Origin of the sequence: Flexivirga alba (assembly GCF_042661025.1) — a bacterium.
Classification (GTDB): domain Bacteria; phylum Actinomycetota; class Actinomycetes; order Actinomycetales; family Dermatophilaceae; genus Flexivirga; species Flexivirga alba.
Map to the genome: position 1 here is coordinate 3,989,463 of NZ_JBHSWH010000001.1, position 13,281 is coordinate 4,002,743.

At 67.7% G+C, this 13,281-nt stretch carries 11 protein-coding genes; 7 read left to right on the forward strand and 4 right to left on the reverse strand.

Annotated features, from left to right (window positions below; translation table 11 throughout):
- Window positions 1–17: 17 nt before the first annotated feature.
- On the forward strand, window positions 18–1,577 hold the full coding sequence (locus ACFQDH_RS19770; protein ID WP_382404089.1) for an ATP-binding protein: 1,560 nt from the start codon (window positions 18–20) through the stop codon (window positions 1,575–1,577).
- Entirely contained in the window at window positions 1,570–2,247 is a 678-nt protein-coding gene (locus ACFQDH_RS19775; RefSeq protein WP_382404091.1) for a response regulator, read from the forward strand. Before ACFQDH_RS19770 ends, ACFQDH_RS19775 begins: the two co-directional genes overlap by 8 nt.
- A 21-nt stretch (window positions 2,248–2,268) precedes the next feature.
- On the opposite strand, the gene ACFQDH_RS19780 is transcribed toward ACFQDH_RS19775, so the two are convergent.
- The 3 genes from ACFQDH_RS19780 to ACFQDH_RS19790 form a co-directional block, all read right to left on the reverse strand.
- Window positions 2,269–3,399, reverse strand: coding sequence for a winged helix-turn-helix domain-containing protein (locus tag ACFQDH_RS19780; protein ID WP_382404093.1), 1,131 nt, complete (start codon window positions 3,397–3,399; stop codon window positions 2,269–2,271).
- A gap of 112 nt (window positions 3,400–3,511) precedes the next feature.
- Window positions 3,512–4,492 carry an asparaginase gene (locus ACFQDH_RS19785; RefSeq protein ID WP_382404094.1) on the reverse strand — a complete coding sequence of 327 codons (981 nt, stop codon included), beginning with the start codon at window positions 4,490–4,492 and terminating at the stop codon, window positions 3,512–3,514.
- Between the two features lie 9 nt (window positions 4,493–4,501).
- Window positions 4,502–5,713, reverse strand: coding sequence for an MFS transporter (locus ACFQDH_RS19790; protein WP_382404095.1), 1,212 nt, complete (start codon window positions 5,711–5,713; stop codon window positions 4,502–4,504).
- Between the two features lie 254 nt (window positions 5,714–5,967).
- On the opposite strand from ACFQDH_RS19790, the gene ACFQDH_RS19795 reads away from it, so the two are divergent.
- A complete protein-coding gene (locus ACFQDH_RS19795) occupies window positions 5,968–6,135 on the forward strand; it encodes a hypothetical protein (RefSeq protein WP_382404096.1) in 168 nt (55 codons plus the stop codon).
- A gap of 86 nt (window positions 6,136–6,221) precedes the next feature.
- Here ACFQDH_RS19795 and ACFQDH_RS19800 read toward each other — a convergent pair whose 3' ends face one another.
- The gene (locus ACFQDH_RS19800) at window positions 6,222–7,634 is read right to left on the reverse strand and encodes a xylulokinase (RefSeq protein WP_382404097.1); all 1,413 of its coding nucleotides are present in this window, start codon (window positions 7,632–7,634) and stop codon (window positions 6,222–6,224) included.
- A 167-nt stretch (window positions 7,635–7,801) separates the two neighbouring features.
- Here ACFQDH_RS19800 and efeU point away from each other — a divergent pair, with 167 nt between their 5' ends.
- The 4 genes from efeU to ACFQDH_RS19820 all read left to right on the forward strand — a co-directional run bounded on the left by efeU (window position 7,802) and on the right by ACFQDH_RS19820 (window position 13,237).
- Window positions 7,802–9,388, forward strand: a complete 1,587-nt coding sequence (gene efeU / locus ACFQDH_RS19805; RefSeq protein ID WP_382404098.1) for an iron uptake transporter permease EfeU — start codon at window positions 7,802–7,804, stop codon at window positions 9,386–9,388.
- Window positions 9,381–10,652 (forward strand): iron uptake system protein EfeO, encoded by a 1,272-nt coding sequence (gene efeO / locus ACFQDH_RS19810; RefSeq protein ID WP_382404099.1) that lies wholly within the window; start codon window positions 9,381–9,383, stop codon window positions 10,650–10,652. Before efeU ends, efeO begins: the two co-directional genes overlap by 8 nt.
- Complete coding sequence (locus ACFQDH_RS19815) at window positions 10,649–11,920, forward strand: Dyp-type peroxidase (protein WP_382404100.1); 1,272 nt, start codon at window positions 10,649–10,651, stop codon at window positions 11,918–11,920. The genes efeO and ACFQDH_RS19815 overlap by 4 nt, the downstream gene beginning before the upstream one ends.
- A 231-nt stretch (window positions 11,921–12,151) precedes the next feature.
- Window positions 12,152–13,237 (forward strand): hypothetical protein, encoded by a 1,086-nt coding sequence (locus tag ACFQDH_RS19820; protein WP_382404101.1) that lies wholly within the window; start codon window positions 12,152–12,154, stop codon window positions 13,235–13,237.
- The last annotated feature ends 44 nt before the right edge of the window (window positions 13,238–13,281 follow it).

Genomic DNA, 13,281 nt, shown 5'->3' on the forward strand with positions numbered 1-13,281 from the left:
CGCCGCGCCGGTGGAGCGTGGCCGCACAAACCTTCGCGCTGGAGGTCGTCGTCGCGCTGATCGTGGTCGCGGCCGGTGTCGTCGGCGCCTACGTGCAAGCACGGCAGTACAGCACCAATCAAGCGACGAACCAGGTTCTGGCGGTCGCCGAGTCGGTGGCCGCCCAACCCCAGGTGATCGACGGCCTGCACGCGAAGGACCCGTCAGCAACTCTGCAGCCACTCGCCGAGGGCGTCCGGAAGCAGACCCACACCGACTTCGTGGTGATCATGAGCCCAGCCGGAATCCGTTACAGCCACCCGAATCCCGCTCGCATCGGGCAAACATTCGTGGGACACATCCGGCCCGCTGCCGAAGGTCACCAGGTGGTGGAGGACTACACCGGCACCCTCGGACCGTCCCGGCGGTGCGTGGTGCCGGTCACCGACGAAGGCCGAGTGATCGGGCTGGTGTCGGTCGGCATCCGCAAGGAAGAGGTCACGCATCAGGTCAGCGAGCAACTGCCGACGGTGCTGGGGGCGGGCCTGCTTGCCGCGCTGCTGGTCGGCCTCGGCACCGCACTGGTCTCGCGCCGGGTGCGCCGCCAGACGCACGGCCTCGGCGCCCAGGAATTGCAGGAGATGTACGACTACTACGACGCGGTCCTGCATGCGGTGACCGACGGCCTGTTGCTCATCGACCTCACCGGACGGGTCCGCATCGCGAATGACGAAGCACGTCGCCTGCTGGATCTGCCACCGGACTTCGCCGAGCGGGAAGCGGCCGAGCTCGGATTGCCTGCACCGATGGTCGCCACGCTGACCGACGACAGCGCACGGCACGACGAGTTGCAGATCGCCAACGGCCGGACGCTCGTGGTCAGCAAGGCAACGGTCGCTCCCCGTGGCAAGCCGGTCGGGTATGTCGTCACCATGCGCGACCGCACCGAACTGGTCGCGTTGACCGGCGAGCTGGACTCGGCGCGCAGTCTCGCCGACGCGCTGCGCTCGCAGACGCACGAGGCCTCCAACCGGCTGCACACGATCGTCTCCCTGATCGAGCTCGGGCACACCGATCGGGCGCTGAACTTCGCAACCGAGGAGTTGGACCAGGCGCAGGGTCTCACCGACCGGGTGGTCGGGGCGGTCGACGGAGAGCCTGCAGTCACCGCGCTGCTGCTCGGCAAGGCGGCGCAGGCCCGCGAGCGCGGTATCGCGCTGGTGATCGAAAACTCCACCGTGCCCGAGAACGCTGCACCCACCGCTGACCTCGTCACCATCGTCGGGAATCTCGTCGATAATGCCTTCGACGCGGTGACCGATCTCGATACGGATCGGATCGTGCGCTTCCACGCTGACGTGCAGGACGGATGGGCGACGATGCGAGTCACCGACAACGGGCCGGGCCTCAGTGGCGACGTCGAGCAGGCGTTCCGGCGCGGCTACTCGACCAAGGAGTCAGGGCATGCCGGTCGGCGCGGCGTCGGCCTGGCGCTGGTCGCGCAGTCCGTCGCCCGCCTGCAGGGAACCGTCGAAGTAGTGGGTCCCCCAACGCAATTCATCGTCCGACTCCCTCTGGTGGATGGCAGCGATGACTGACCTGCGCGTGCTCGTCGTCGAGGACGAACCGGTCGCTGCCGAGGCACACACGGCATACGTCGGGCGTGTCGAGGGCTTCACAGTCGTCGCGACCGTCGGCACCTGTCAGGAGGCGATCCAGGCACTGCAGGACCACCCGGTCGACGTCGTGCTGCTGGACATGCACCTGCCCGACCGGCACGGCCTGGAGATCTTGCGGGCACTGCGCTCCGCGCGTCACCGGGCCGACGTCATCGCTGTCACGTCCGCGCGCGAGCTGGAGGTGGTGCGCTCCGCGGTGTCGCTGGGTGTCGTGCAGTACGTCCTGAAGCCGTTCACCTTCGCGACCCTGCGCGAGCGACTCGAGGCTTATCGGGCGTATGTCGAGCGGGCCGACCGCGGATCGGCGCTCGCCAGCCAGTCGGACGTCGACCAGATGCTCGGTTCGCTGCGGCCGACCGGGCGGACCCAGCTGCCGAAGGGTCTGTCCGAGGAGATGCTGACCCAGGTCAGCTCCGTGCTACGCGAAGCGGATGCCGCGTTGTCAGCGCGCGACCTGGCCGAACGGTTGCCGGTCAGCCGAGTGACCGTGCGCCGCTACGCGGAATACTTGTGCGACTCGGGTCTGGCGATGCGCCGCTCGCGCTATGCCGGCGCCGGACGACCTGAAGTCGAGTATCGCTGGGTCTAAGCCACCCCGCCCAGAGGCTGGTCAGGCCGACTGCTGCACTTCGGCGGTGAGCGCGGGCGCGAGGTCGCCGCGACCGGCGACCTCGATGTCGGTCAGGTCGAGCCAGCTCGCCAACTCCCGCAGGGATTGTGCCAGGGCGGGGGCCGTGTGCGAGGGAGCACCGGGCTCGGCATACGCACCGAGGATCTGCAATGCACTCCCCCGCCGGTCTGCCTTGAGGTCGACCCGGGCGACGATGCGGTCACCGAGCAGGAACGGCAGCACGTAATAGCCGTGCACGCGCTTGGCCTCGGGCACGTAGATCTCGATGCGGTAGAAGAAGTCGAAAAGCGACTCGGTGCGCTCGCGCTGCCAGACCAGCGGGTCGAAGGGACTCAGCAGGGCCCGCGCCTCGACCTTGCGCGGCACCTTCACGTCACGATGCAGGTATGCCGGGCGACGCCAGCCCTCGACCGTCACGGGCAGCAGCTCACCGTCCTCGACGAGTGACTGCAATGCCGGTCCGACTTGCTCGATGTGCGCCCGGGAGTGCTGCATGCGGTAGTAGTCACGAAGGTCGAATTCGGTTGCCACGCCATACGATCGGGCGGCTCTGCGCAACAACTCGCGCGATGCCTCGAACAGCGTCGGCTCGGGCCGGGCCAGCACGTGCGACGGGATGACCCGCTCCGGTAGGTCGTAGACCCGCTCGAACGCAGTGTTGCGTCGGGCCACGCTGAGCTCGCCGGCGAAGAAGAGGAACTCCAGGGCCTTCTTCGTCTTCGACCAGTTCCAGCCCCAGTTGTCGCGAGTCCGCGGCAGTCCGTCGTCCAGATCCCTCGCGGTCGCCGGACCGCCCTGCTCGATCTCGCGCAGCAACGCCGCCGGCAAACCCGGGTCGTCGGGTATGCCGAACCAGGTGTGCCCTCGGGAAGCGTGATCGCGCATCCGATGCACCATCACCGGCCACAGCTCGACCGGCATGTATGCCGCGCAGTGCGCCCAGTATTCGACGAGCCGGCGGGGTGCTTGCCCCGCAGCACGGTCCAGCAGGCCGACGTCGTAGGCACCCATCCGGGAGAACAGCGGCATGAAATGCGCCCGCTGCAGCACGTTGACCGAGTCGATCTGCAGCACTCCGGTGCGTTCGAGCGTGCGGGTCAGCGTGCGCATCGTGGGAGGTTGATGCCGGGGATCGCGAAACCCCTGCGCCGCCAGGGCAATCCGACGCGCCTGAGCTGCGGACAACGAGTCGATGCGTAGAGCGACACTCACCTACGCGACCCTAGACGGCGCCACCGACATACCGAGTGAACCCGGCTGCCGCCTCGGTCGCGTCCTGCCCCGATGCGAGCAGCGCCAGGAGTAGTAGCCGCGCCTTGTACGGGTCGAGCGTTCCGGCCGGCAGCAACCCACGGCCGACCAGGTCGCTCTCACTTCCCGGCCCGCCATAGGTCGCAACGTGGACCGCACCGGCACCGGTGCGAGAGGCAAGCACGACCGGTCTGGTTGCTGCCAGCTCGGCAGCCCGGTGGGCGACCTCGGGTCGGAGGTGACCGACGCCGAAGGCCGCGACGACCAGACCGTCACAGTCGCCGACCGCGTCGAAGAGCCCGCCGTCGTCGTCGAGCACCGTGACGATCAGTGGCACGCGCACGGCACGGACCGGCGTTCCCACCGGTGTATGCCGCGGCACGCTCGTCAGGAAACGCACGGTGCCCTCCTCGACCCGGCCCAGCGGTCCGGCGTTGGGTGACACGAACGCGCCGACGCTGCTGGTGTGCCGCTTGGCGACGAACCGCGCAGCGTGGACCTCGTCGTTCAGCGCGACGAGAGCGCCCAGCCCGCGAGCTTCGGAGCAGGCCGAAACACGCAGTGCAGCAACCAGATTCGCCGGACCGTCCGGGCCAGGAAGGCCCGGATTGCGCATCGCGCCGGTGAACACGACCGGTGCATCGAGTCGCCACCACAGGTCGAGCAGGAACGACGTCTCCTCGAGAGTGTCGGTGCCCTGCACGATCACCACCGCATCGGCGCCGTTGGTGACGGCACTGTCGGCGGCGTCGAAGAGTTCGGCAAGGTCCGCGATCGAGAGGCTGGAACTCCCGGCTGCTCGGAAGTCGACCACTTCCGCATCGATGCCGAGCGCCTCGACCTCGGGAGTCCGAAGCAGGTCTGCGCCGGTGAGCCGCACCACCGCGCCACCGCCGTCGGTGCCGGTCATGCTGATGGTGCCGCCGAGGAAGAACACCGCTACCCGAGTCACGGCTTCACCCTAGTGAGGCCGGGACCCACTAAGCCGCGAGTGCGTGCATGGCAACGCGATGGCGGTGCAGGTGCAGGGCGCCATACCCACCGAGCGCGACCAGTACCCCGATCGCCGACACCAGCAGGAAGCCGCCACCGAAACCCCAGCTGTCGATTGCCGCACCGGCCAGTGGGGCGCCGAGCGCGCCCCTGCGGTCATGAAGGACCCGTGCCACCCCATGGCCTCGCCGCGGGCGGCCGAGGGAACCACTCGACTCACGGCGTCAACCGTGGCCGTGATCGTCGGTGCGCAGAACAGCCCGGAGATCAACGAGATTGCGGCGAGGGACCACGTACCGCCGGCGAACGCCATCGGTGCAGTGGCCGCGGCCAGGCCGAGCAGCAACAGGAACGGCTGGATCGGCCGGGAGATCGCGCCGTAGATCATGCCGCCGAAGAGCGAGCCGGCCGCCCACGGCACCAGCACGATGCCCATCTGGCCGACCGCGTCGAAGTGGCGCATCGCCGCGACGATCGCGACGTCACTACCGCCCAGGACGATCGTCGAAGCTGCAGCGGCACCACAGATCCCGAGGAAGCCGGCGCGGAACCAGGCTGTGCGTGGCACGACCTGACCGGCGACGTCGGTGTCGGGCTCGACCGGGCGCAGCGTCGGGTTGATGATGAACAGGGCGATGCCGACCAGGACGCCGACCATCTGCAGGCCGAAAAGCACGAACCGAGTGTCGAAGGCGGTTGCCAACCAGACGGCGATGACCGGCCCGACCATGAACGCCATCTCGACGCTCATGCCGTCCAAAGAGAGCGCGGTGCGACGGTCGTCGTCGGGGACCACTGCGATGACGCCCTGGCGGATGATCGAGAAGGTCGGGACGACGAAAAGGCCTGCCGTCGTTGCGAGTACGAGCAGCGCCCAGTAGCCGGCGAACGGTGCGATCGCCCAGCAGACCGCGTTGACGATCAGCGAGGGCAGCACGACACGCCGCAGCCCCATCCGGTCCAGCAGCTTGCCGCGCCAAGGTCCGGACACGGCGATCGCGAGCGTCGCCCCGGCGGCCACCAAGCCGGCCTCGGAGTAGGAACGCCCGAGCGACTGCACCACGTGCAGCGTCAGCACGATGGCAGCGGACGCGATCGGGATGCGCAGCAACAGACCGAGGAGCAGGACTCGACGAACGTCGGCACTGCGCAACACACGCTGGTAGGGGCTGAACGACATGGGGAGTCACTCCTTCGGGGTCTGGAAGTCGGGTGTATCGGCTCAGCGAAGAGCCGAGTCCAATACTTCCATATCGAAATGTTCGGCGCGATGCATTTATCGCCGATGAGAGCAAACTCTCACCGGGTGTTCACAGCCGCCGTTCGGCGCCGCCGAAGCCGCGACCGAAAGACTCTTCCCGACGGGAATTATTCGGAGGGGCCCTCCGTTACCCCTTTCGTCCGAGTGAGCCAGCTACCGAAAGGGACTCAGGGATGCCACCACAGACTTCGACCGTCGTGCGCAGCACCACATCGAGACTGCTCGACCACCTGCACCGCGACAAGGTCATCCGCACACATGACGAGCGATCGAGTTCGCAGACCGTCCACCGCATGCGTCCGTATGCCGAACAGCTCGCGTTCGAGCGCGGCGAGGACTGACCTACCCGTTCATTCGTGACAAGCCGACCGGCTCGAGCCCTTCACAGCAGGGCAGGAGCGGTCGGCTTCGTCATGTCCGGCGCGGATCAGCGGGCGACGGCTCCAGGGTGCGTCGCATCGACGAGGTCCCGGTAACGCCCGGCCGCCACTGCGCCCGCTCCTGGGTCGGACGGCTCGACCGTCGCCGCGACCGGAACGTCCCACTCCGGCGGGTTCGCGCCGCCGACGAGAGCCCACGCCGCTTGGCGCGCTGCGCCGAGGGCGACATACTCCCCTGGCTGCGGCACGAGGATCGGCACGCCGAAGATGTCCGCAGCCGCCGAGCGCACCGTGGCCGCCGCCGCCGCGCCGCCGATGAGCAGCACGCGTCGGGCCTGGATGTCGTTGCGGGCGAGCGCGTCGATGCAGCCTTTCAGGTTGCACAGCATTCCCTCGACATACGCCCGTGCGAGATGCGCCGGGGTCGAGTTGGCCCGGGTGATGCCGGCCAGCGTGCCCTGCGCGGTCGGCAGGTTCGGGGTGCGTTCGCCGTCGAAGTAAGGCAGCAGGGTCAGCCCGCCGGCACCGATCGGCGCCTGTGCGGCGAGCGCGTCGAGACCGGCCAAGTCGACATCCAGCGTGCTCGCCGCGGCGACGAGCACGCGGGCCGCATTGAGCGTCGCCAGTAGCGGCAGGTGTCGACCGGTCGCGTCCGCGAAGCCGGCAACGGCTCCGCTCACGTCACCGACCGGCCGGTCGTGCACGGTGAAGACCGCCCCGCTGGTGCCGAGCGAGACCACGACATCGCCGGGCTCGATCGCCAGGCCGAGTGCAGCCGCGGCATTATCGCCGGTGCCGGCCGCGACGAGCATGCCGTCCACTGTGTGGCCGGCCGCCTCTGACGGCCCGACAACGCGAGGCACCTCCACCTCACGGCCGAACTGGCGCTCGAGAAGGTCGCGCCGATATTCACCGGTCACCGGCGACCAGTAGGCCGTCCCCGAAGCATCGCCACGGTCCGTGGTCCAATCTTCGAAACCGTTGCCGTCCTTCAGGATTCGGCCAGTGAGCCAATCGTGCGGGAGGACCACGGTCTTTGTCCGCGCCGCGTTGTCCGGCTCGCGCTCCGCAAGCCAGCGCAGCTTGGTCCCGGTGAAGCTGGCGACCGGGACCAGGTCGACGGCGTCCACCCACGCGGGCGCGCCGCCGAGCTCGTCGACCAGCTGCGCCGCTTGGGGCGCCGAGCTGGTGTCGTTCCAGAGCATCGCGTCCCGGACGAGTTCATCAGCGTCGTCGAGCGTGACCATGCCGTGCTGCTGGCCGCCGACTGCGATCGCCCGCACGTCGTCCAGCAGTCCGCCCGCGCGCGCTTCCTGGAACGCCGCCCACCATGCGGCGGCGCTCACCTGAGTGCCATCGGGGTGACTTGCCCTGGCCTCGCGGACGATGCGGCCGGTCGCCGCATCGCAAACGACGATCTTGCAGGACTGTGTCGAACTGTCGACTCCGGCAACCAGCATGACGCGAGGTTATCGGGTACCCCGACCCCACGAAGCCCTCCCACGCTGCGCTCCTTCCGATAGTTCGCGGGGGCCTCGGGAACATGGCTGGATTTGCCGTCGTGAGATGACCGTCTATGCTCGTCGTGCTTAGTTAAGGCTTGCCTAATTTTCTAGAGAGGTGTCCGGTGCTCGCGACATTCGTGATCGGCCTGCGCGAAGGTCTTGAAGCGGCACTGATCGTCGGCATCATCGCTGCCTTCCTGAAGAAGAACGGGCACCGGCTCACTGCCATGTGGCTCGGCGTCGGAGCCGGCGTCGCCATCAGCATCGCCGTCGGCATCGCGCTCAAAGTCATCGAGTCGAACCTGCCGCAGAGGCAACAGGAAATGATGGAGACGGTCATCGGCGGCGTTGCCGTTGTCTTCGTCACCGGGATGATCATCTGGATGAGCAAGCACTCCCGCGGGCTCAAGCGGGAGATCGAGTCCGCCGCACAGAGCGCGCTTGGCGCGGGCACCGCCCGCGCGATGGTGATCATGGCCTTCCTCGCCGTACTCAAGGAAGGCTTCGAGTCTGCCGTCTTCATGCTTGCGACCTTCCAGGCCGCCACCAACACCGGCAGTGCGATCGCCGGTGCAGCGCTCGGTATCGGCGGTGCGGTGCTGCTCGGCATCGGTCTCTACACCGGTGGCGTCTCCATCAACCTCGCCAAGTTCTTCAAGGGCACCAGCGCCTTCCTCATCCTGATCGCCGCCGGCCTGGTCGTCACGGCACTGCGGACCGCGCACGAGGCGGGCTGGCTTAATGCCGGGCAGTCGCGAACCGTCGACCTGCACTGGCTGGCGCCTCCCGGGTCGATCCGCAGCGCGGTCTTCACCGGGGTTCTCGGCATACCGGCCGATCCGCGCGTGATCGAGGTGCTCGGCTGGTTCCTGTTCGTCATACCGATGACGCTGATCGCGTTCTGGCCGGCCGCGCACCGGCCGAGCGTCATACAGGCGGCGCGGCTGAAGCTCGCACTTGCCGGGGCCTGCGTTGCCGGTGCGATCGCGGCCTTCGTCGCGGTGCCGTCGGCGACGTTGTCCACCGCGCAGCTGGTTCCGGTGGTCGACGGCAGCGGCTCCAGCGCCGGGACGATCCGGCTGACCGGCTCCACCCTGCATCGATCGACCGGCGCGGACATCGCCCTCGAGTCGAGAGGTTCGGCCGTTGTTGCCGGCGTGCGTACCCGGCACCTGACCGACGCAACCGCAACCGGCACCGGCAGCGCGCCGACGACGCTCACCCTCGAGCAGGTCACCGCGCTGAACGGCAGCCGCGTCCCGGTCGGCGTGGATCCGAGTGTCAATCCTGGACCGTACAAAGCGGCCTGGCACCAGACGGACAAGTTGGACGTCTGGACCAGTCACGGGCAGCTGTATGACGCAAGCCGCGCCTCGCGCACCAGCGTGACGCTGACCGGTGGCGGCCTGAGCACGGCACGCACGGTGGCCGTTGCGCCCGGGGCGAAGGTGCCCGCGGGAGTGACCGCACCCACCGGCTCGTGGTCGGTCGCTCCGTCATACAGCGATGAATTTGCCGCGAAGCTGAATCGGTTTGCGACCGAACGTGATTCGGCGAATTTCTGGGGGCGGTTCGTCCCCATCGGGCTGCTGGTTGCAGCCGCAGCATTCGTCATCGTCGCGCTGCGTTCGCGACGTCGTCTCCACACTGCGGGCGAACTCGCCGGCAGTGCAACCCCGCATCCGTCGAGGAGCTCAGCACATGCCTAACAGGCACTCCAGGTCCACCATTCGTCACGTCGCTGGATCCAGCGCCGCCATCGCGCTGGCACTGACCCTCGCCGCGTGCGGGTCGTCCTCGTCAGGCGGCGGCGCGAAAGATTCGTCCGCCGGCGCGTCCGGCGGCTCGGCGAAGGCAGCCGCGGCCCCGGTGAGCGACGGTGCGGCGCAGGTGAAGGTGGACCTCACCTCGGCCGGCGGCTGCGAGATCGACCACGCGTCCGCGCCGGCCGGCCCGGTGACCTTCACCGTGACCAATAAGGACGCCACCGCGATCACCGAGATCGAGTTGCAGAGCGACCAGCGCATCCTCGGTGAGAAGGAGAACCTGGCGCCAGGCCTCGCTCCGGTGAAATTCACGACCACCCTCTCCGGCGGCACCTACCAGCTCTACTGCCCGGGCGCCGACAAGGAGAACGTCCCGTTCACCGTGACCGGCAAGGCCGCCGCCGCGGCGTCCGGATCGGCCGCGACCGTGCTTGCGGACGGCACGAAGGGTTACGCGACGTTCGTCAACCAGAACGCGACCGACATGGTGACCGCCGTCAAGGCGCTGCAGACCGCGGTCGACAAGGGCGACGTCGCGGGTGCGAAGAAGGCGTATGCCGGAGCCCGCCCGTTCTACGAGAAGATCGAGTCCGACGTCGGGGGCTTCGTGCTGCCGGGGTTCAAACCCGGTGACAACGCCGGAAACCTGGACTACCTGATCGACATGCGCGAGTCCAACCTCGACCCGAAGGTCGGCTGGCACGGCTTCCACGCGATCGAACGCGACCTGTGGAAGAGCGGCAAGATCACGCCGCAGACCAAGAAGTACGTCAAGGAACTGCACACCAACGTCAGCAAACTTGCCGGCCTGGTCAAGGGCATCACCTACAAGCCAGAAGACCTGGCCAACGGCGCGGCCAGCCTGCTGGAGGAAGTGCAGACGAACAAGATCAAGGGCGAGGAGGAGAAGTACAGCCACACCGACCTGTTCGACTTCGCCTCGAACGTCGAGGGTGCGCAGCAGGCGTTCGCCTTCCTCAAGCCCGGCTTGCAGAAGATCGACCCGGCCCTGACTGCCAATGTCAGCAAGCAGTTCACGATCGTGACCGACTCCCTCACCCCCTACCGCGACGGCAACGCGCTGGGCGGCTTCAAGGCCTGGACTCCGCAGCTGCGCAAGACCAACGCAGCGTCGTTGAGCAAGAAGGTCCAGGCGCTGCAGGACCCATTGTCGCGCATCGCGCAGAAGGTGGCGACCGCAGGTTGAGCAACGAGCCGAAGCACACCGAGCCCTCAGGTCTCCCCCGTCGCCGCCTCTTCCAGGGCGCGGTCGGCGGCGCGGCAGTCAGCGCACTCGCGGTAGGTGGCTCGTGGGGCCTGGATGCCTCACGCGCCAACCCCGCGGCCGCTGCCGACAAGGACGCGATCGACCTGACGACGCAGTATCCGTACTACGACCAGGCAGAGCCGGTCGGCATCCGCACGCCGCCGCAGCGCTACTCGATCTTCATGACGTTCGACATGAATGACGGGTCGTTGAAGACCGACCTCCAGTCGCTGCTGGCGCGATGGACCGCGGCGAGCGCGCAGCTGATGCGCGCACAGCCGATCAGTCAGGTCCAACCACACTCCGATGCCGGAGTCGGTGGTGACACCGGCGAGGCACTCGGCCTGGATGCGGCGAGCCTGACCGTCACCATCGGCCTGGGCCCGTCGCTCTTCGACGACCGCTTCGACCTGGCTGCCAAGCGGCCTCGCCTGCTGCACAAGCTCCCGGCTCTGCCGAGCGACAATCTGGCTGCTGCGACAAGCGACGGAGACTTCTCGGTGCAGGTCTGCGCCGACGACCCGCAGGTCTGCTATCACGCCATACGAAACATGGCCCGTATGGCGCGAGACGTCGTCCAAACCCGTTGGACCGTCATGGGATTCGGCCGCGCATCGGCGGGCAAGGGCCAGCAGACGCCGCGGAACCTCTTCGGCTTCAAGGACGGCACCCGCAACGTCAGCACGGGCGTCGACTTCGACAAGCACGTCTGGCTCAAGGATGCCGACTGGATGACCGGCGGCACCTACCAGGTGGTCCGCAAGATCGAGATGAACATCGAGACCTGGGACGCCGACCGGGTCAGCGACCAGGAGCACATCTTCGGTCGCGGCAAGACCCATGGCGAGCCGTTGACCGGCAAGGTCGAGCACGACACGCCGCGCTTCGCGGCCAAGGGCAAGGACGGCACGCCGCTCATCGCCCCAACCTCGCACATCGCGCTCGCCGCGCACGAGAACAACGGCGGCGTCAAGATCCTGCGGCGCGGATACAACTACACCGATGGCATCAACGAGTTCGGCCAGCTGGATGCCGGGCTGCTGTTCGTCTGCTACCAGAACGACCCGGCACACTTCGTGCAGTTGCAGCGCAAGCTCGGCGCCGCCGACCTGCTCAACGAATATGTCAAGCACATCGGGTCGGGCCTGTTCGCCATACCGCCGTCGCCGAAGTCCGGCCACTACATCGGCGAGCAGCTCTTCACCTAGGCCGCGACCACCGGCCGGCCGGCCGCCCCTTCGCCGAGAGGCTCACAACGGCCTCGACAGGCTCAGAAAATTCACGTCGAAGCAGGCACTTTTCTGAGCCTCTCGAGCGTGTGGTGAGCCTCTCGGCGAGGGTGTGGCTAGGGGCATTCCTGGTTCGCCGAGGAGTGGTCCGGCACAAGCCTGTGGATAACATCTGCGGGTGCTGGCGCGTGCATGCGATCCTCACTCGTCATGAGCGTTGCACCGAACGAGCCGTACCCCGTGTCGGAGGCACTGGAGTCGCATCTGCGCGCACGAGCCGAGCATGTTGCCAAGCTGGGCGCACTCGTGCGATCGACCTCCGCACGCCGCTTGACTGCGTTCGGCCTGTCACCCGTCGATGGCACGCCCTCCATCGCGAAGCTGCGTCGCAACGCCTACGGAACCGCCATCGGCGACCTGTGTGCAGAGGACCTGCTCATCGTCATGGCGTGGGCGGTGCAGGACGCCACGGACCGTGAACTCGTGTTCTCGAACGACACTGGCGGCGCGGTGTGGCAGCTGCCCTCGATCGGCGCACGATCACGACAGGTGGAGTATGTCGTCCGCCCCGGCACCCGCGGTCGTACGCCGAATGTACGTCGTCGTCGAACGTCGTTGTCGACGGAGGCGGTCGAGGTCGGCGGACTGCTGGTCACGCCATACGAACGCACCGTCGTCGACCACGCGCGACACGCTTCGCTCGAGTCCGGAATTTCGGTGTGCGACGACGCGCTGCATCGGTCGTTAACCTCGCGTGAAGCGCTCCTCGGCGAACTCGACAAGATTCCCAAGGGCAGACGTGGCAGACGTATGGCGCAACTCGCCATACACCTTTCCGACAAGCGTGCGGAATCCCCACTCGAATCGTTGAGCCGCACACGGATGTTCCAGTGCGGTTTGCCGATGCCCAAGTTGCAGAGGAAGTTCCTCGACGGCGCAGGTTTCGTCGGCCGCACCGACTTCTACTGGCCAACGCTCGGGCTCGTCGGAGAGTGCGACGGTTATCTGAAATACGCTGTCCCAGAAGAGGATTCGGACCGCGTCGCCGTTGACGCTCTGTTGCAGGAGAAGAAGCGCGAGCAGCGGTTGCGCCGTCACGGCGAGGTGGACGACATTGCCCGCTGGGACTGGAGCGAGGCGTTGCCCCACGGGACACTGCACGGCGTGCTGGGCGCCCACGGGCTGCGGCCAGTGCTCGACGGCGGCTGGCCCGTCCCGGACGGTCCACTGCCGCCGCGTGCCTTTCCCGCCGAGAGGCTCAGACGAACGTCGAGAGGCTCAGAAAATCGGCGCTGACCGGCCGATTTTTCTGAGCCTCTCGAGCTGTTTGTGAGCCTTTC